Origin of the sequence: Bradyrhizobium manausense (assembly GCF_018130615.1) — a bacterium.
Lineage (GTDB): Bacteria > Pseudomonadota > Alphaproteobacteria > Rhizobiales > Xanthobacteraceae > Bradyrhizobium > Bradyrhizobium manausense_A.
Map to the genome: position 1 here is coordinate 336916 of NZ_JAFCKB010000002.1, position 17079 is coordinate 353994.

Genomic DNA, 17079 nt, shown 5'->3' on the forward strand with positions numbered 1-17079 from the left:
GCGGGAAGAGATAAAAACAAAAACGAGATCGTTGGGGAGATTACAAATGAAGAAGGCCGTTTGGGCCGGGCTGATCGGCATTCTCGCGATCACGGGCGTCGCGCGCGCCGACGATTTTCCATCCCATCCGATCACCATCATCGTTCCTTTCGCAGCCGGCGGCCCGTCGGATGCGATGGCGCGCGTGCTTGCCGAGCGGATGCGCGTGTCGCTCGGCCAGCCGCTGGTGATCGAGAACGTCACGGGGGCCGGCGGGTCGATCGGGGTAGGGCGTGCCGTGCATTCGCCGGCCGATGGCTACACCATTTCCTTCGGTCATCTTGGCACGCATGTCGCCAACGGCGCGGTCTACAAGCTCAACTACGATCTCGTCGACGACCTTGAGCCAGTGGTGCTGCTGCCGAGCAATCCGATGATTGTGGTCAGCAAGAACGCGGTGCCCGCGACTTCACTGAAGGAGTTGCTGGCGTGGCTGAAGTCGCGCCCGTCGCCGCCAACAGCCGGCACTGCGGGCGCAGGCTCCGGCAGTCACATCGCCGGCGTCTATTTCGAAAGCGTCTCCGGCATCAAGCTGCAATACGTGCCCTATCGCGGCACGGCGCCCGCGCTGAACGATCTCATTGCCGGGCAGATCGACCTCATCGTCGACCAGACCTCCAACTCCATCAATCAGGTCCGCGCCGGTACCATCCGCGCTTATGCCATCACCGACGACAAGCGTCTGGCCTCGGCGCCGGAAATTCCGACCGCGGAGGAGGCCGGGCTGAAGGGCTTCAACATGACGCTGTGGTCGGGAATGTGGGTGCCCAAGGGCACGCCAAAGGAGATCGTGACCAAGCTCAACGCGGCCGCCGTGGAAGCGCTAAATGATCCCGCCGTGAAGAAGCAGCTCGAAAGCCAGGGTCTGGAGATGACGCCGCAGGATCAGCTCGCGCCTGAGGCGCTCGGCAATCGTCAGAAGGCCGAGATTGCCAAATGGTGGCCGATCATCAAGGCGGCGAACATCAAGGTGGAGTGAGGTCGGCGACGTTCCGCCGCGTTTTCCGGACGCCGGGGCCATCACCCCCGGGTTTCGCCGCCCGCCGCCAGCGCCCGCTCCAGGCATCGCATCATATCCGCGGGGGCAAACGGCTTACCGAGAAAACAGGTTGCCCCGGCGTTGAGCGCGCGCGCACGCACGCTCTCATCCGGGTAACCCGTGATGACGATGAACGGGGTAGGCGACCCCTCCGCGCGCATCTGGGTCAGCAGATCGATGCCGGTCATCGATGGCATCTGCATGTCGGCGATCACGCACGAGGTGTCAGTCGCAACGCTCGACCTCAAAAACTCCTCGGCGGAGGCGAATGTGTGGACGATGTATCCGCGGGATTTCAAGAGATTGTTGATCGCGGCCCGCACATAAGGGTCGTCGTCGACCACCGAAATGACCGAAGCCACTGACAAGACGTCCACTCCTTGCCCGGGACAACGCGCTTGCCGTCGTCCGCGGCTGCAGATGGGCACCCAAGGTGGACCTGCCAGTCACCATTGGAAACTCATACTTAGGTTTGTACGTCGCGCTTGCTGGATTGAATTCCGAGCGCCTCGCTCATTCTCACCAGATCGGCGAGCGACTTCGCGCCCATTTTCCGCATGATCTGGCCGCGATAGATCTTGACGGTGATCTCAGCCAATCCAAGCTGGGCGGCCACCTGCTTGTTCATCAGGCCGGCCGTCACCAGCGACAATACGTCTCGCTCGCGCGAGGACAGTGACTCGAAACGCGATTTGACGGTCGAGACCACCCTGTTGAGGTCGCGCCGCTTGCGGTCCCGCTCGATCGCGGCCCGGACTGCGTCCAGGATGTCCTGGTCGCGAACAGGCTTGGTCAGGAAGTCGACGGCGCCGCTTTTCATGGCCCGAACGGTCATGGGAATATCGCCATGACCGGTGATGAAGATGACGGGCGTGTGGATATTGGCCTTGGCAAGGTCGGACTGCAGGTCAAGGCCGCTGGCTCCGGGCAGGCGGATGTCGAGCACCAGGCAACTGGGGACTTCCGGCGGCTTGACCTGGAGGAGCTGCGGAGCCGAGCCGAATGCTTCGACCTTGAGGCCGACCGATTCGAATAGATTGGTGAGCGCACGGCGCATCGACACGTCGTCGTCGACGATGAAGACGATTGGCTGATCGCCATCGTCTTGCGCCGGCGAGGGTTCCGCGCGCTCGGTCACGATGCTTCCTCTCGATGGCGGGGCAGAGCAATCTGAAAAGTCGCGCCGCGCCCCTGGTTCGGTGCTGCGGAAAGACGTCCGCCATGAGCCTCGATGATGGAGCGACAGATCGACAGGCCCATGCCCATGCCGGAGGCCTTCGTTGTAAAGAACGGCGTGAACAGACGGTCTATCGCCTGTTCACTGATGCCGACGCCGCAGTCGGCGACACTTAAAAGCACCGTCTCGTCGTCATCCGCCGCTGAGCGGATGGCCAGCTCGCGCGGGCGATCATCGACGCCTTCCATGGCCTCAATGCCGTTCATGATCAGGTTGATCAGGACTTGTTGCAATTGGATTCGATCGCCAAAGATCTTGGGCACCGCGGACGACAGCGCCATTCGTATCGACACGGAATGGCTGGCCATTTCGCGTTGAACGAGTGCGACGGCCTCGCGCACGACGATATTGGCATCGAGGGGAACCATCTCGATGTCCGACCGCTTGGCGAGCGCACGGACGCGACGGATGACGTCGCTGGCACGGGTGCCGTCCTCGATGATCCATTCCACGGAGCGGCGGGCCGCTTTGAAATCGGGCGGACTGCGCTGCAGCCAGGTCAGGCAGGCGTCGGCATTTGCGATCACGGCTGCAAGCGGCTGATTGATTTCATGAGCGATGGAAGCCGTCAGCTCGCCCAGCGTCGTGACGCGCGTCACATGGGCGAGCTCGGCTTGGGCCTTGCGCAGTGCGTCTTCGGCCTGGTCGGCTCGGATCGCCGCGGTTATGTCGGTGCAGACGCCGCGGTAACCCAGAAAAGCTCCCTCAGCGTCAAAGAATGGCTTGCCGCTGGTCCGGACATAGATCGGCTGGCCGTTGCGGTCTTTGCTGCGATACACCAAGTCGCGGAATGGAACGTGGGCGTCGAGCGCCGCCCGATGTTGCCGCCATTTTTCGGGTTCGAGATCCGCGTCCGGAGCGATGTCCCACCGCGTGAGCCCGATCACGCCCGCTGGGGCGGCGGTGGTATCCGAATGCTCCGAAATCAGGGTAACACGGTGGTCCGGCCCCGTTTCCCAGAACCAGTCAGATGCGGTCTCCGCATAGTCGCGAAAGCGCTGCTCGCTCTCGCGAAGCTTGCGCTCGGCCTCTTTGGTCGCCGTGATGTCGCTCACCGATCCCACGAACTCCACATGACCGGCGGAATCTCGCGTGGCCCGGGCCACCGCACGGACGTACTTGATGGAGCCGTCGGTCATCACGAGCCGATACTCGTGATCGTAATCTTTTCCCGCGCGCGCGGCCCGCCCTGTGGTCCGTTCCACCGCGAGCCGGTCCTCCGGATGGATCCGCTGGAGCATGACCGGGATCTGTGGCTTGCTCCCCTCGTCGCATTCGAAGATGCGGTAGGTCTCCTTGGACCAGGTGATCTCGCTGGTTGCGGCCCGCCAGCCGAAACTGCCGGTGTGGCTCAATTCCTGCGCCTGGGCGAGATAAGCCTCGCTCTGTCGCAGCGCATTCTCGGTTGCCTTGCGCTCGGTGATGTTCTCGCAGGCCACCAGCACGATTGGTCCGCCATCGGCCCGCAGCATGGTCTTGGCGTTCTCGCGCACCCATAGCACCGAGCCGTCCTTACGCACCTTCCGGATCTCCCAGGTGTGGGACTGGTCGACGGTCTGAAGGCACAGCGCAACGCACGCGCGGACGAAGTCGCGATCCTCCTCGAAGAAGACATCCAGCACCGATCGGCCGATCAACTCTGCGGCCGAATAGCCCAACTGCGCGGCGCCGAACGTGTTCACGTTGATCACGGTTCCCGCCGGATCAACCATGAAATACATGACCGGATTATGCTCGAAGACTTGCTGCCACTGCTTGACCGCCTCGAGCAAGCCGCCATCGGGCTCGGATTGCGGCTTGGCGGTTACAGTTTGTCTGACACAGCCGGCGAGGAATTGCGCGGCTGACTTCCCAAACGTCACTGCCCGGCCAGACTTCATCGCAGACGCTCCCGGCGCTCTCTGCGTGACGGCGAGTAGAGCACGTTGCCGCGAGGGGAGCAATTCCGGCCAACCGCTCGCCGCCCTGGCCATCGCTGCGCGGCAACCACGCCCCTGCCGCGAAAATTTCGCCGTGCCCGTGCAGCCGGAGCGTCGTGCGCTGTCTCGTTGAACATGACAAGGGGCGGGACCCCGGGTGAATACGGACAAACCTAGGTATAGCCCCTTCAATCCTAATCATGTCGGCCGTTTACCTCCGTACAATTGAGCGGTTCGTGCTCGGCGCACTACCCTCACGACCAATCGGGAAATGCCGACCAGCCAAATCGCAGAGGGCGCACGAGAACCGGTCCGAGGCTTACGGCCGAAGCGTCTTATCGACAGGCACTTCTCGATGCGCAACGCGATCGCCGCGATTCACGGCCTGCGAGAGGTCGATGGGAACGAACCGGCAAAAGCGCAAGCAACAGAGGGAGACAGCAATGTGTGATGCATCCGCACTTCCCGAGCGTGGCCTAGCGCAGTCCGAGCCTTGCTCTTCAGCCAAAGGCTGTGCGGTCTGTGGCGGAAAATTTGGTCTGATCCGCTACTATTCGTGGCGCACCGCGCTCTGCTCCAAGAAATGCGTCGACCGCTTCCGCACACGCCGCGAACGCGACCGCCGGTGGTTGTTTCGGGCTCAATTCGCGTGAGGCTGAATTAGAAGGCTGACGTCGCTCCGATGGTTTGATCCGGGAGGCCGTGTGTTGAACCGCTCATGCAAGCTCTTGTGCGCGATGGTTCTCCTCTGCTCCACCGCAACGGTCCAGGCGCAGGAAACGGGACAGGGCGCCGTTCATCGCCACCATCCACCCCAGGACCAGGCGCTGCACGAAAAATTCTACTCGACCTGGCAGATGCCGGACAATCCCAGCCTCAGCTGCTGCAACAGCGCTGACTGCTATCCGACCGATATCAAGTACGTCGACGGCCAGATCTACGCGCGGCGCAGGGAGGACGGAAGATACATTCCGGTCCCGCCGCAAAAAGTGGAGCGAAACAGGGATAATCCGGACGGCCGAAACCATCTTTGCGCTCCACCGCCCGCACTGTCTCCATTGGACAGCGTTTACTGCTTCGCTTTGGGAGGTGCCACATGAGATTCGCCTTCGTGCTGGTGAACGGCCGGACGCCGTTCCGGCAGGTGTGTTGCATGCAGTGCTGTGAGCCGATCAGCGGCAGTTATCTCCGCGAGATAGCGACCCGCCTGCCGTACTGCGACTATCAATGCTATGCGCTGTACTGCGAAGCTCTCGCGCAAGATCGCGTTAGGGCGGCTTCATGAAATTCGTGCTGGTCAATCACGAGCCCGCGTTATGCTCGGCGACCTGCAGCACATGCGCGCGCTCGATCCGGTCCGGCTATGTCCGGCACGTGCGGACACAGCGCTGCTACTGTGACTACGACTGCTATCGCCGCGGCGAACTCGGGACGCTGCTGATGCCGTGGCCGATGTTTGGGCGCGGAGAGCCGGGCGGCGGGAACATGATCGAGATGTTGGCGGTCCTGAGTGCCGTCTCGTGCTGGAGCTGTACGATGCAGATCTGGACCTTCGCGAGAGCCGTGAGCGGCGCATTTCTGCACGGTTGCGATCTGATCACGATGGAAGGAGGTGACACCTAGCTGCGCGACTGTACCCGCGCGGGAAGCCGCAGCAACGTAACCTCGCAGGCGCCGCGGTCCAGCCCCGGCGGCGTCGACTAGGGAGCGGGTGCTGCGGCTGCCACGGGTGCCGTTGCGCTGATTTCTTGCGTCACCATGCGCTGGTCGGTCTTGCCGGCGACGGCGCCGCTGCCCTCGAACCTCGCGCGATAGACCAGCACGTTCTCCATCACTCGCTGGACGTAATTGCGGGTCTCCGACAGCGGGATGCGCTCGACCCAGTCGACCGGATCGATTTTGGGGTCGCGCGGGTCGCCATGCGCCTGCACCCATTCGCGCACCCGGCCGCGGCCGGCATTGTAGCCGGCGAAGGTCATGATCTGGTTGCCGCGATATTCCGATAGTAGCGCGCTGAGCTCGGCAGCGCCCATTTGGGTATTGTAGACGGGGTCGGAGACCATCCTGTCCCAATCATAGGTCACGCCGAAACGTTTTGCGGTGTCGCGGCCGGCTTCCGGCGTCACCTGCATCAGGCCGACGGCGTTCGCAGCCGATTTGTCGCGCTGGTCGAACGAGCTTTCGGTGCGTGCCACCGAATAGATCACGCTGGTCTCGATCGCGGGGGCGACCTGCTTGTGCTCGGGGATGCCGATGGTCGGGAAGGCGTAATGGTCGAGCGCCAGCCCGCGAGCCAGCGCCGACTTGCCGATTTCGAGCATGACGCGCGCATCGTTGCGCTGGCCGGCAAGCTCGCCGAGCGCTTCGAGCGCTGCGACATCGGTGCTCTCCTTGGCAAAATCCTCGGCGTAATAGAACACCACGTCGCGCTCGCCGATGCCATACAGCATGTCGGCGGCGCGCACGCGCTCGTCCGTAGCCAGCGTGTCGGCTGCGGCCAGCACGGGCGAGGGGGCGCGCAGCTCGATTCCCTCGATACCGAGCCGTGCACGGGCAAGCTGGCCGTAATAGGCGGTCGGATAGCGCGCGGCAGCCCTGTAGCTCTGCTGCGCATCGGCCGTCGCATTCATCGCTTCGGCCGCACGGCCGCGCCAGTAATGGGCGCGCGACAGCGCGATCGGATTGGCCGAACCTTCGTCGATCGCGGCGAAATGCGCCATCGCCGTCCTGGGATCGTCGAGATAGCGCAGTGCGATCCAGCCGCACATGAAGTGGTAGTCGACGCGGTAGACCTCCATCGCCGGCACCGCGGCCGCGCGCACCACCTCGTAAGCGGTTTGGAATTTGCCCTGGTCGAGCAGCTTTCGCGCCAGCAGGCGCCGCTCGCGCCACCAGGCATCGGTGTCCTGGGCCGCCATCGTGTCGGACGCAGCCGCCAGGATCACTTCGGCCGCATCGTCGATGCGGTCCTTCTGTAGGTGCCATTGTGCGCGGCAGAGGACATAGCCGAGGTCGCGGCGGGCGTCAGCCGGGACGTCGTCGAGATAATCCTTGGCCTTGTCGGCCTTGCCATTGACCGCGGCGCAAGCCTTGACGATGGCGAGGGCGTCCTCACCGAGGCGCTTGGCCGCGCGCTTCGCGCCGGCATAATCCTTGGCGCCCAGGCGCTTGTCCATGCGGGCGCGATGATCTTCAGGCCGCAACAGGTCGTGGAACGCTTCGTAGGAGTCCTCCTCGCTGCGTTCGGACAATTCCTCCGAGCGCCAGGCCGCGCGGACGAAACGCGCGGCCCGGTCGCCGTCGCCCTCGGAGATCAGCACGCGGGCGAGCGCGAAACTGCCCTTGGCGGTGGTCGGCCGGTCCATTGTGAAGGCGTGCACAGTGGCCGCATTGCTCTTCTCCTGCCAAAGCCGTGCCTCGGCGCGGCGGCGCAGCAGCGCGGCGCTCGGCCAATTCGGATTGGCGGCGAGGAAGGCGGCGTAGCGCTTGAAATTCGCGGTGCTCTCGGAATGGCGCAGCATGAACCAGTCGGCGAGCTTTTGTCCGGCGGGATCGGCGATGCGATCGCGCGCTGCGGTCGCGTCATCGGCCTTGCCCTTGCGCGCGAGGTCGATCGCGTCCTTTAGCGCAGCAAGGTCGCCTGTCAGCGGCGGCGGCGCCGGCTTGTCCGCGGGCTCGTCGTCGTGCTTCTTCGATTTGCGCTTGGCCTCGGCATGTTTGGCGTGCTTGCCGCTTGCATGCCGCTGCTTGCCGGCGGATTTGGCTTCGTGCGTCTTCTTCGACGCTGATGATTTGTGACTGCTCTTCGCTGCCACCTCGGTGGGAAGGAGGGCCAAAGCGGCCACGGCAACGACACACGCGAGCGAGCGTAGGCACTGGTTCATTCGATGGTCCCCCTGCGAAACCACTACAAACCAAGGTCCGCGACGACATGCGGCTTGAGAATCAAAGACGACACCAAACGATGCCACGACATCGTTTCGCATTGGTCACGCTCCCGCAACAATGCGGCAAAATACGGATTGGAACTCTGGAACTTCCGAAACGCCGGAAGCGGGGGCGGCTTTAACCTTTGTTAACGATCGGGCCTCGCGCGACGGTTGCGGGCGGCGCGTAGCACCACGAGCGCCTCGATTGCGCGTGTTCCCGGGCGAAAATCCGGTGTATTGAGTTCCAGACCTTCTTTTCAGCCCTTTGCCCGCACCCCATGCCGCTTTTCAACCAGTCGATCCGGCGCAAGATCGTCGGCATCGCCCTCGGATTGATCGTCCTGATGCTGATCACCTCGATCCTGTCGATGGTGATGTCGAGCCAGGTCGGTGTTCTCCTGGACGAGCTGACCAACCGCTACATCCCGGCCTATGGCGATCTGGCGCGGGCCAACATCCGTTCGCTCGAGCGGTCGGTGGCGCTGCGGCGGATGGTCATGATGAAGATGCAGGACTCCTCGGACGAGGAGGCCTATGCGGCGCGCCTGAGGGAGTTCGAGGACGCCGATCGGAAGATCGAAGAGGAGACGTCAGCCGCGCAAAAGCTCATCAACGCGATTATCGACGACACCAGGACGCCGTCGGACAACGCCGCGCTGGCGCGGATCGACACCCGCATCGACACCGCGGTCAGCGAGCTCCGCCGCGACATGAACGCGGATCACGCCAAGCTGCTCAAGCAGGTCGATGCCAAGCAGATGGCGGAGGCGCGCGGGACGCTGGAGCACATCGATGCCACGCGCGATCTATTCAACCAGAGGATCGATGCGATCCGCGCCGACATGCTCAAGCAGGTCTTCGTCTCGACGTCGCAGGTGGTCGGCCACCAGCGCCAGGCGATCATCGTTTCGGGTGCTGTGACATTGCTCGCGGCGATCGTCGGATTTGCCTTTGCGCTGCTGGTCAGCAGCGGCATTACGCGACCGGTGCGGCTGCTGCTCGCGGGCACCCGCGAGGTCGAGGCGGGCCGCTTCGACAAAACCATTGCCGTCTCGACCCAGGACGAGATCGGCGAGCTCGCAGCCGCCTTCAACCGTATGATCGAGCAGTTGCGCCACAACGAGCGCATCCGCGAGACCTTCGGCCGCTACATCGATCCCAAGGTGGTGCAGGGCCTGATCGACCGGCCCGAGGTCGCCATCGACGGACAGCGCCGGGTGATGACCATCATGTTCTGCGACATGAGCGGCTTCACCTCGATGAGCGAGGGCATGACGCCGCGCGGCCTCGTCAAGGTGATGAACCACTACTTCACGGTGATGTCCGGCCCGATCCGCAACAACCGCGGGGTGATCGACAAATATATCGGCGACGCCATCATGTCCTATTGGGGCCCGCCCTTCATCGAGGAAGACGAGCAGGCGCTGCTCGCAGGGCTTTCCGCCGTCGATATGGCCGAGCAGGTACCCGCGCTTCAGAAGCAATTGCCGGATCTGCTCGGCATCCGCGCCATGCCGGTGCCGTGCGATCTGCGCATCGGCATCGCCACCGGCGAGGTGCTGACCGGCAGCATCGGCTCCGAGCTGATGATGAGCTTTACGGTGATGGGCGATGCCGTGAACCTGGCCTCGCGGCTTGAACTGGTCAACAAGGTCTACGGTACCCGCATCCTGATCGCGCAGGCGACGGCGGACGCGATCGGCTCGAAGCTCGAGCTGCGTGAGATCGATCGTCTGGCGGTCGCAGGCCAGAGTGCGCCGCAAGCGATCTTCGAGGTGATGGGCAGGGCAGGCGCGCTGACCGATGCGCAAGAGGGCACGCGAAAGCACTATGCCGAAGGCCTTGCCGCCTATCGCGCGCGCCGCTTCGAGGGCGCACGCGCCGCGTTCAACGCCGCGCTGGAGAGCTGCCCCGGCGACGGTCCTGCGCGCGCGATGCTCGCCCGCATCGCAGAGTTCGAGGCCAGCCCGCCGGCGGCCGATTGGGACGGCGCCTGGCGGATGGACAGCAAATAGCCGTCCGTCTCTGAATAATTCATTCTACTCCATAACGATGTTCGCCGTGACCTAAATTGCGGGCTTAGGTTCACTGTCCCTAAGGCGTTTGATGGGGATACGCCGATGACAGAACTTGAGGACAGGCTGGAGCGGTTCGAGACACTCACCGCCGAATGCGAGCTGATTGCCAAGCTCGCCACCGACAGCACCAAGCGCGAATTCTACCTGAAGCTCGGGGAGCAGTATCGCCAGCTAGCGGTGGACATGCGCCACGTGATCGCGACCAAGGCCGCCGCCTGAGGCGGCCCAGGGGGTTCAGTTGGAGCGAGGCACGATGCGGAGCATCCGTCTCATGACGAGCCGGTGCCCGGTCGCAATCCGTTTTTAACAATTGAGCCGCATTCTGTGTGGGAAGCAGGGAGTCGTGCAGTGCGATTCCCCGCGGTGGGAATGCCTGGGGCAAGTTTGCGATGCAATGTTGCCCGCGAACCTAGCTCGTCCGACGGTTGACATCCCATGCGCCTGATTGCGGTCATCCTGTTTGCGCTTCTGACGGCAGCCTGCAACCAGGAGCAGGACGTCACCGGCTCGACCCCGCTTTGTCCGATGCGCAACTACACGTCCTACAATCCCCGCGACATGAACCAGTGTGTTGCCGCCTGCAAGTCGTGCGACCACGGCAACACGGTGACCTGTACCACCTCCTGCACGCTCAAGGGCGCGCGGTGAGGAAGGGGTCGGGCGGGCCTGATTAGCTGCGCGCCGCCTCGCCCCGCAATTCCGGGAAGATGGCTTCATCTTGAAGGATGACATTGGCTGTTCGCTGGTAGTGCGCCGTCAACAGCTTTACCGCCAGATCGCAATCGCCGCTCAGCACCGCATCCATGATCGCCGCATGCTCGTCACCGACGTGGCGCGACGGAAAGGCCTTGCTGATCGACAGCCGCCGGTAGCGATAGAGCTGGTCGGCCAGCTGGCCGCAGAACGCGATCAGGGATTGCGAGCCGCATTGGCCGATCAAGGTGCGATGGTAGATGCGATGCAGCTTCTCCCATTCGGGATTGTCTTCGAATTCGGTGGCACTCAACGACCGCGGCACGCGGCTCAGCCGATGGTGTGCCAGGACGAGCTGTTCCTCCCAGCCCGGCGTGGACGCTGCCATGGACTCGCGTAGCGCCAGGGCCTCGACCCAGCAGCGCGTCTTGGTCAGCTCGGCTAGCTCGGTGCGGCTGACATCCTTGACGTAGAAGCCGCGCTGCTCGCGGACCTCGACCAGTCCGTCGGCAGTGAGCCGGTTGAGCGCCTCCCGCAGCGGCGTTTGGCCCGTCTGATAGGCCTCCATCAGAAACCGCATCTGCAGCTTGCGCGACGGGGCGAGGCGTCCGGAAAGCAGGTCCTCGCGCAGCCGGTCATAGACATGGCTCGCCTGCGTCGATGGCGCTGGCAGGGGAGAGGCCGCAGTCAAATCCACCGTTCTAGGCTCCGTTGTTCGCTCAGCAGGCGGTCGTCATCATATACATCCGATGATGATTCATAAAAATGTATAAATTTTTGTTGCGATATCGATTTTGTGTAATAAAAGGGGCGTGCGGGTCGTGAAGGTGCGACCGCGATCAAGAAAGCCACGCCTGGTCTGCCCGGATAGTGGCCTGATGGAGGAGTGCGTTCATGCCCCGGTTTCCGGTGACAGCGCTGCGCAGCGTCGATCTCGGCACGCCGGACCTGGATCGCTCCGTAAGGTTCTATTGCGAGGTCTGGGGCCTTGCGCTCGTCACGCAGGCGGCTGGCATCGTCTACCTGCGCGCGACCGGCAGCGATCATCACGTCGTCGCGCTCTATCAAAGTGAGTTGCCGGAACTCGGCGCGGTGACATTTCGCGTCGCGCACGCGGACGATCTCGATGCCATTGCCGCCAACGCGGTCAAAGAAGGCGCCCGGCTGGTGAGCAGTCCGGCTCCCAGCGCGGCGCCCGATGGCGGCATGGTGATGGCCGTTCGTGCGCCCGAAGGTGGCATCCTGCGCTTCGTTCACGACGATGTCGGTCATGCGCCGGAGCCACGGCAAGGCGATCGGCCCGAGCGGCTTGCGCACGTCAATCTCAACAGCACGGATGTCGATCGCTCCGCCGGTTTCTACGAAAGAGTCCTCGGCTTTCAGCTGACCGACCGTTCAAAGGCGATGGCGTTCGTCCGCTGCAACAGCGATCACCATGCGGTCGTGATTGCCGACGCCAACGTCAATGGACTGAACCACGTTGCCTTTCTGATGCCGAACCTCGAGGCGGTGATGCGCGGCTCGGGGCGCATGATCGATTCCGGTTTCCCGATCGCCTGGGGCGTCGGTCGCCACGGCCCCGGTGACAACGTGTTCTCCTACTTCATCGACCCCGTGGGGACCGTGATCGAATACACCGCCGAGGTGCTGCAGGTCGACGACAGCTACGTCGTGCGGGGCCCGGATCATTGGGTCTGGCCGCCGGGCCGCACCGATCAATGGGGCATCGCGCCGCCCAAGGCCGAACACGTCAAGGCAGCGCAACTGTCCGTTCGCTACGCCGCGCCCTGAGCGCGACGATCCATCAACCACGCGAAACGAGGTATCGAGGTCAGTGTCCGGTTCGAACCGCGCGAACGAGTTTCAGGTCGCTGTGGTGGGCTTCGGCCCGTCAGGGGCCGTTGCCGCGAGCCTGCTCGGGGCGGAGGGCATCCGGACGCTGGCCGTCGACCGGGACCGCGCAGTCTATGACAAGCCGCGCGCGATCGCGCTCGATCACGAGATTCTGCGGCTGTTCGACAATCTCGGCATGGCCGGGCAGCTCGCTCCGCACATTGCGCCGTTCCCGGCGTCGGAACATTTCGGCGCGCGCGGCCAGTTGATCCGCCGCATCGACATGGTGAGCGAGCCTTATCCGCTCGGTTACACCCCGACCATGGTGTTCACGCAACCACCGGTCGAGGAGATCCTGCGCGCGCATGCGGGATCCTATCCGTCGGTGGTCGTCGAGCTCGGTACCGAGCTCCGCCAGCTCAGCCAGAACCCGAACGGCGTGACGCTTGAGCTGTGCGGCGACCACGGTACGCGCAACGTCACTGCGGACTACGTCGTTGCCTGTGACGGTGCGTCGAGCGCGGTCCGCCGCGAGCTCGGGATCGGCTTTGACGATCTGGTCTTCGATGAGCCCTGGCTGGTGGTCGACCTCAGGGTCAACGGCGTGGGACTTGCGAAGCTGCCGCGCACGGCGGCGCAGTTCTGCGATCCGTCACGGCCGACCACCTATATCGTCGGACCGGGCTCGCATCGGCGCTTCGAGATCATGCTGCTGCCCGGCGAGGATCCGCGCGCGATGGAGCAGCCCGAGCAGGTCTGGCGGCTGCTGGCGCGCTGGCTCACCCCCGACGATGCGACGCTGTGGCGGGCGGCGAGCTATCGCTTTCATGCCCTCGTCGCCAGCAGATGGCGCGAAAGGCGCGTCTTCCTTGCAGGAGATGCTGCCCACCAGCAGCCGCCGTTCATCGGTCAGGGGATGTGCCAGGGCGTTCGTGATGTCGCCAATCTGGTCTGGAAGCTCGCGCGCGTCTTGCGTGGAAACTCCGGCGAGGCGCTGCTCGATACCTATCAGGACGAGCGCAGTGCCCATGTCCGCGAGTTGACGAGCCGCATCAAGGCGATCGGCCACGTCATCTGCGAGCGCGATCCGGAAGCCGCCGCGGCGCGTGATGATCGCATCCTCGCCGAAGGCGGCGGCGTGCCGCGTACCATCACCCGGCAGGAGATCGTGCCGCCGCTCAGTTGCGGCCTGCGCGCCGACGTGCCGCATGCCGCCAATGGTGTGTTGTTTCCCCAGCCATGGGTGTCGACCGCGGACGGCCGGCAATTGCTCGACACGGTCTGCGGTGCCGGGTGGCGGCTTGTGCTGCGTGGCGACAGCGCGTTGGCGCGGTCGCGCGCGGTCGCGGCACGAGCGGCGGAAATCGGCATGCGCCTGATCGCCATCGCGAAAGCCGACCAGGATCGGGGGCCGGGCGTTCTGCGGGAAGAAAGCGGCGTCGTGACGGACTGGTTCGCACGGCACGCCTGCGCGGCCGCGATCGTGCGCCCCGATCATTACGTCTACGGCGTTGCGACAGACGAAGCGGCACTAGCGGCGATGCTGTCAGGTCTCGCGGCGCGACTTCAATGAATAAATCAACGATAAGATTCAACAGGGGGAAATGATGCCATCATCGGCGAGCTTGACGACGGGGCCCGCGGTGCCCGCGCGTGCCTACGCGGTTCTCATCATGCTGTTTCTGTTTCAGACGATCAATTTCTTCGACAAGCTGGTCTTCGGTCTCTCCGCGGTGCCGTTGATGAAGGAGCTGTCGCTCAGCCCGAAGGAGTTCGGCCTTATCGGCAGCAGCTTCTTTCTCCTGTTCTCGCTCTCGGGCATGGCCGTCGGGCTGTTCGCCGTCGGCCGCTATCCCGTGAAGTGGATCTTGATGCTGCTGGCCGCCATCTGGTCGGCGACGCAGCTTCCGGTGTTCTTCTCGAGCTCTGTCATGGTGCTGGTCGTGTGCCGGATTCTTCTCGGCGCAGGCGAGGGGCCGGGCCTGCCGACGGCGTTGCACGCCTGCTACAACTGGTTTCCCGCCGACAAGCGCAGCGTTCCGAGCGCGATAGTCTTGCAGGGGATCAGCGTTGGACTTTTGGCCGGCGGCCCGCTGCTGACCTATGTGATCGTCAATCACGGCTGGCGCACCGGCTTTCTGGTCTGCGGCCTGCTCGGCATCGCCTGGATCATCGCCTGGAGCGTGATCGGCGGGGAGGGACCTTACGCAGCGGCGAACGCCGGTCACGATGCGCCTGCCGCTGCGCCGAATGTGCCGGCACGGCTCCTGTGGTGCGATCCGACGGTGATCGGCGTCATCATCATGTCGACCATGTCGTACTGGATCGTCGGCATCTCCGCGACATGGCTGCCGCCGTTCCTGCAGCTCGGGCTCGGCTACAAGCCGACCGATGTCGGCTGGATCATTTCGGCCATCTACATGTTCCAGTCGCCGCTGCTGCTCAGCGGCTCCTGGATCACGCAAGTGCTTCAGCGTCGCGGCTGGAGCTTGCGCGCCTGCCTCGGCAACGCATCGGGATTGGCGCTGCTGATCGCGGGCTCGGCGCTGCTGCTCAGCATCGTGACCTCGGGCGCGCTTCAGCTCGTCTGCGTGGCGATCGCCTTCGCAGCGCCCAGCCTGACCACGATCTTTGGGCCGGTGGCGCTTGGTGCCGTGGCGCCGGCGGCCCAGCGCGGCCGGCTGATCGTCGTGATCTACTCGGGCAATGCGGCATCCGCACTGTTCTCGAACGCGCTGACCGGATGGATCGTCGGTGAGGCGGGCAGCAACAGCGCTCTCGGCTACGCCCACGCCATGACGTTCACCGCCGGGATTCTCATCGTCGGTGCGGTGGCCGCATTTGCACTCATCTTCCCGGAGCGGACCATCGCGCGTTTTGCGAAGACCTCTTCGCGGCCATCTTCAGCTACTGCTCTTCCTGCCACGTCGACCTGATCGGCCTATCTCAAGGACACCACATGAAATTCGCAAGCTTTGAAATCGACAACGTCGCCTCATGGGGCCTGGTGGAGGGCGACAGCGTGGCCGATCTCGGGAGTCGCTACCCTGATCTGAAATCGGCGATCGCGGCCGGCAGCCTGGCCGAGGCGGCCAAATCAGCCGCCGGCGCCAAGCGTCATCCGCTGGCAAAGATCAAATTCCTGCCTGTCATCCCAAACCCCGACAAGATTCTCTGCATCGGCCTGAACTACGAGAATCATCGCAAGGAGACCGGCCGCACCGAGGTCGAGAACCCCACTGTGTTCGGCCGCTTTGCCAACAGCCAGACCGGCCATCTCACCGACATCGTCCGCCCGAAGGTCTCGACCCAGCTCGACTTCGAGGGCGAGCTCGCGATCATCATCGGCAAGCCCGGCCGCTACATTCAGAAGAGCGAGGCGTGGGGCCATATTGCCGGCTATGCTTGCTACAACGAAGGCAGCGTGCGCGACTATCAGCGCCACACCCACCAGTTCACCCCAGGCAAGAACTTTCCGGCGACCGGCGGCTTCGGCCCCTTTCTGGTGACGCCGGACGAGGTCGGCGACGTCGGTCCGCTGCGCTTGCAGACCCGGCTCAACGGCGAAGTGGTGCAGGACACCACCATCGATCAGATGATCTTCGATATCCCGCGCCAGATCGAATATTGCTCGCAGTTCACTCGGCTCGAGCCCGGCGATGTCATCGCCACCGGCACGCCGGGTGGCGTTGGCTCCAGGCGCACTCCGCCGCTCTGGATGAAGGCTGGTGATGTCGTCGAAGTCGAGATCGACAAGGTTGGCTGCCTGCGCAACGGAATTGCCGACGAAGCCTGAGCTCGCGCACGACACGTTGGCCTGCACATCGCGGCAACGGTCTGGCGTTGGTGATGCGCGACGGAACACTGGCGCGGATGCGGCCGCCATCGGGAACAGCGCGCGCTGAACCCGCTTGGCGGTGCCGGGGCACCGGAACGATTCACATGGGTTAATCATTAGAGGAGGGCGGCAGGACGCGGAGTCCTATGGAATGGGTATGCTCGATCCCGGTCGATTTCTGGTGTCGTGCTCGCATTGCGAGGCATGGCCGATGGCCGCCAATGTCAAGCGCTCGAGCTGGTCGGCATCGCCGCACGAAGTCCGCTTCGTGTGCCCGCGCTGCCGCCGCGAAGAGACCGCCATCATCTCCGCCTCCGGCGAGCTGACGCCGATCAAGCGCATCGATGTCCCGCCGCGCGACGTCAAAGCGGCTTGGGCCCAGGCCCAGCAGCGGCCAAGAGGGCGGGCATAGCCCGCCGGTCTCAATAACAATAAGAGGGCGGGCATAGCCCGATCGTGTTTTGGAACCCGGCC

16 protein-coding genes are annotated in these 17079 nt (G+C 64.1%); 10 read left to right on the plus strand and 6 right to left on the minus strand.

Annotation, left to right across the window (positions count from 1 at the left end):
- Nucleotides 1-46: 46 nt before the first annotated feature.
- A complete protein-coding gene (locus JQ587_RS05265) occupies nt 47-1018 on the plus strand; it encodes a tripartite tricarboxylate transporter substrate binding protein BugD (RefSeq protein WP_212424599.1) in 972 nt (323 codons plus the stop codon).
- 41 nt (nt 1019-1059) lie between these two features.
- On the opposite strand, the gene JQ587_RS05270 is transcribed toward JQ587_RS05265, so the two are convergent.
- The 4 genes from JQ587_RS05270 to JQ587_RS05285 form a co-directional block, all read right to left on the minus strand.
- The gene (locus JQ587_RS05270) at nt 1060-1440 is read right to left on the minus strand and encodes a response regulator transcription factor (RefSeq protein ID WP_433995261.1); all 381 of its coding nucleotides are present in this window, start codon (nt 1438-1440) and stop codon (nt 1060-1062) included.
- A 104-nt stretch (nt 1441-1544) separates the two neighbouring features.
- Nucleotides 1545-2216: a response regulator transcription factor gene (locus tag JQ587_RS05275; protein ID WP_212300817.1), complete on the minus strand. Its 672-nt coding sequence runs from the start codon at nt 2214-2216 to the stop codon at nt 1545-1547.
- A complete protein-coding gene (locus JQ587_RS05280; RefSeq protein ID WP_212424600.1) occupies nt 2213-4195 on the minus strand; it encodes a PAS domain S-box protein in 1983 nt (660 codons plus the stop codon). The genes JQ587_RS05275 and JQ587_RS05280 overlap by 4 nt, the downstream gene beginning before the upstream one ends.
- Nucleotides 4196-4950: 755 nt before the next feature.
- On the minus strand, nt 4951-5262 hold the full coding sequence (locus JQ587_RS05285; RefSeq protein ID WP_212424601.1) for a hypothetical protein: 312 nt from the start codon (nt 5260-5262) through the stop codon (nt 4951-4953).
- Nucleotides 5263-5515: 253 nt separating this feature from the next.
- Here JQ587_RS05285 and JQ587_RS05290 point away from each other — a divergent pair, with 253 nt between their 5' ends.
- Nucleotides 5516-5857, plus strand: a complete 342-nt coding sequence (locus JQ587_RS05290) for a hypothetical protein (protein WP_212424602.1) — start codon at nt 5516-5518, stop codon at nt 5855-5857.
- Between the two features lie 77 nt (nt 5858-5934).
- Here the strand turns inward: JQ587_RS05290 and JQ587_RS05295 are convergent, their stop codons facing one another.
- Entirely contained in the window at nt 5935-8118 is a 2184-nt protein-coding gene (locus JQ587_RS05295; protein WP_212424603.1) for a lytic transglycosylase domain-containing protein, read from the minus strand.
- 323 nt (nt 8119-8441) lie between these two features.
- On the opposite strand from JQ587_RS05295, the gene JQ587_RS05300 reads away from it, so the two are divergent.
- The 3 genes from JQ587_RS05300 (at nt 8442) to JQ587_RS05310 (ending at nt 10889) form a co-directional block, all read left to right on the plus strand.
- Entirely contained in the window at nt 8442-10178 is a 1737-nt protein-coding gene (locus JQ587_RS05300; protein WP_212424604.1) for an adenylate/guanylate cyclase domain-containing protein, read from the plus strand.
- Between the two features lie 105 nt (nt 10179-10283).
- Nucleotides 10284-10460: a hypothetical protein gene (locus tag JQ587_RS05305; protein WP_212300812.1), complete on the plus strand. Its 177-nt coding sequence runs from the start codon at nt 10284-10286 to the stop codon at nt 10458-10460.
- A 216-nt stretch (nt 10461-10676) separates the two neighbouring features.
- Nucleotides 10677-10889 (plus strand): hypothetical protein, encoded by a 213-nt coding sequence (locus tag JQ587_RS05310; protein ID WP_212300811.1) that lies wholly within the window; start codon nt 10677-10679, stop codon nt 10887-10889.
- Between the two features lie 22 nt (nt 10890-10911).
- Here JQ587_RS05310 and JQ587_RS05315 read toward each other — a convergent pair whose 3' ends face one another.
- On the minus strand, nt 10912-11631 hold the full coding sequence (locus JQ587_RS05315) for a GntR family transcriptional regulator (protein WP_212424605.1): 720 nt from the start codon (nt 11629-11631) through the stop codon (nt 10912-10914).
- Between the two features lie 197 nt (nt 11632-11828).
- On the opposite strand from JQ587_RS05315, the gene JQ587_RS05320 reads away from it, so the two are divergent.
- From JQ587_RS05320 to JQ587_RS05340, 5 genes are all read left to right on the plus strand, one after another.
- Complete coding sequence (locus JQ587_RS05320) at nt 11829-12725, plus strand: VOC family protein (protein ID WP_212424606.1); 897 nt, start codon at nt 11829-11831, stop codon at nt 12723-12725.
- Between the two features lie 43 nt (nt 12726-12768).
- Nucleotides 12769-14340: a bifunctional 3-(3-hydroxy-phenyl)propionate/3-hydroxycinnamic acid hydroxylase MhpA gene (gene mhpA / locus JQ587_RS05325; RefSeq protein WP_212424607.1), complete on the plus strand. Its 1572-nt coding sequence runs from the start codon at nt 12769-12771 to the stop codon at nt 14338-14340.
- 34 nt (nt 14341-14374) lie between these two features.
- A complete protein-coding gene (locus JQ587_RS05330) occupies nt 14375-15703 on the plus strand; it encodes an MFS transporter (protein ID WP_212424745.1) in 1329 nt (442 codons plus the stop codon).
- Between the two features lie 23 nt (nt 15704-15726).
- The gene (locus tag JQ587_RS05335) at nt 15727-16563 is read left to right on the plus strand and encodes a fumarylacetoacetate hydrolase family protein (protein WP_212424608.1); all 837 of its coding nucleotides are present in this window, start codon (nt 15727-15729) and stop codon (nt 16561-16563) included.
- A 193-nt stretch (nt 16564-16756) separates the two neighbouring features.
- Complete coding sequence (locus JQ587_RS05340) at nt 16757-17017, plus strand: hypothetical protein (RefSeq protein ID WP_212300806.1); 261 nt, start codon at nt 16757-16759, stop codon at nt 17015-17017.
- The last annotated feature ends 62 nt before the right edge of the window (nt 17018-17079 follow it).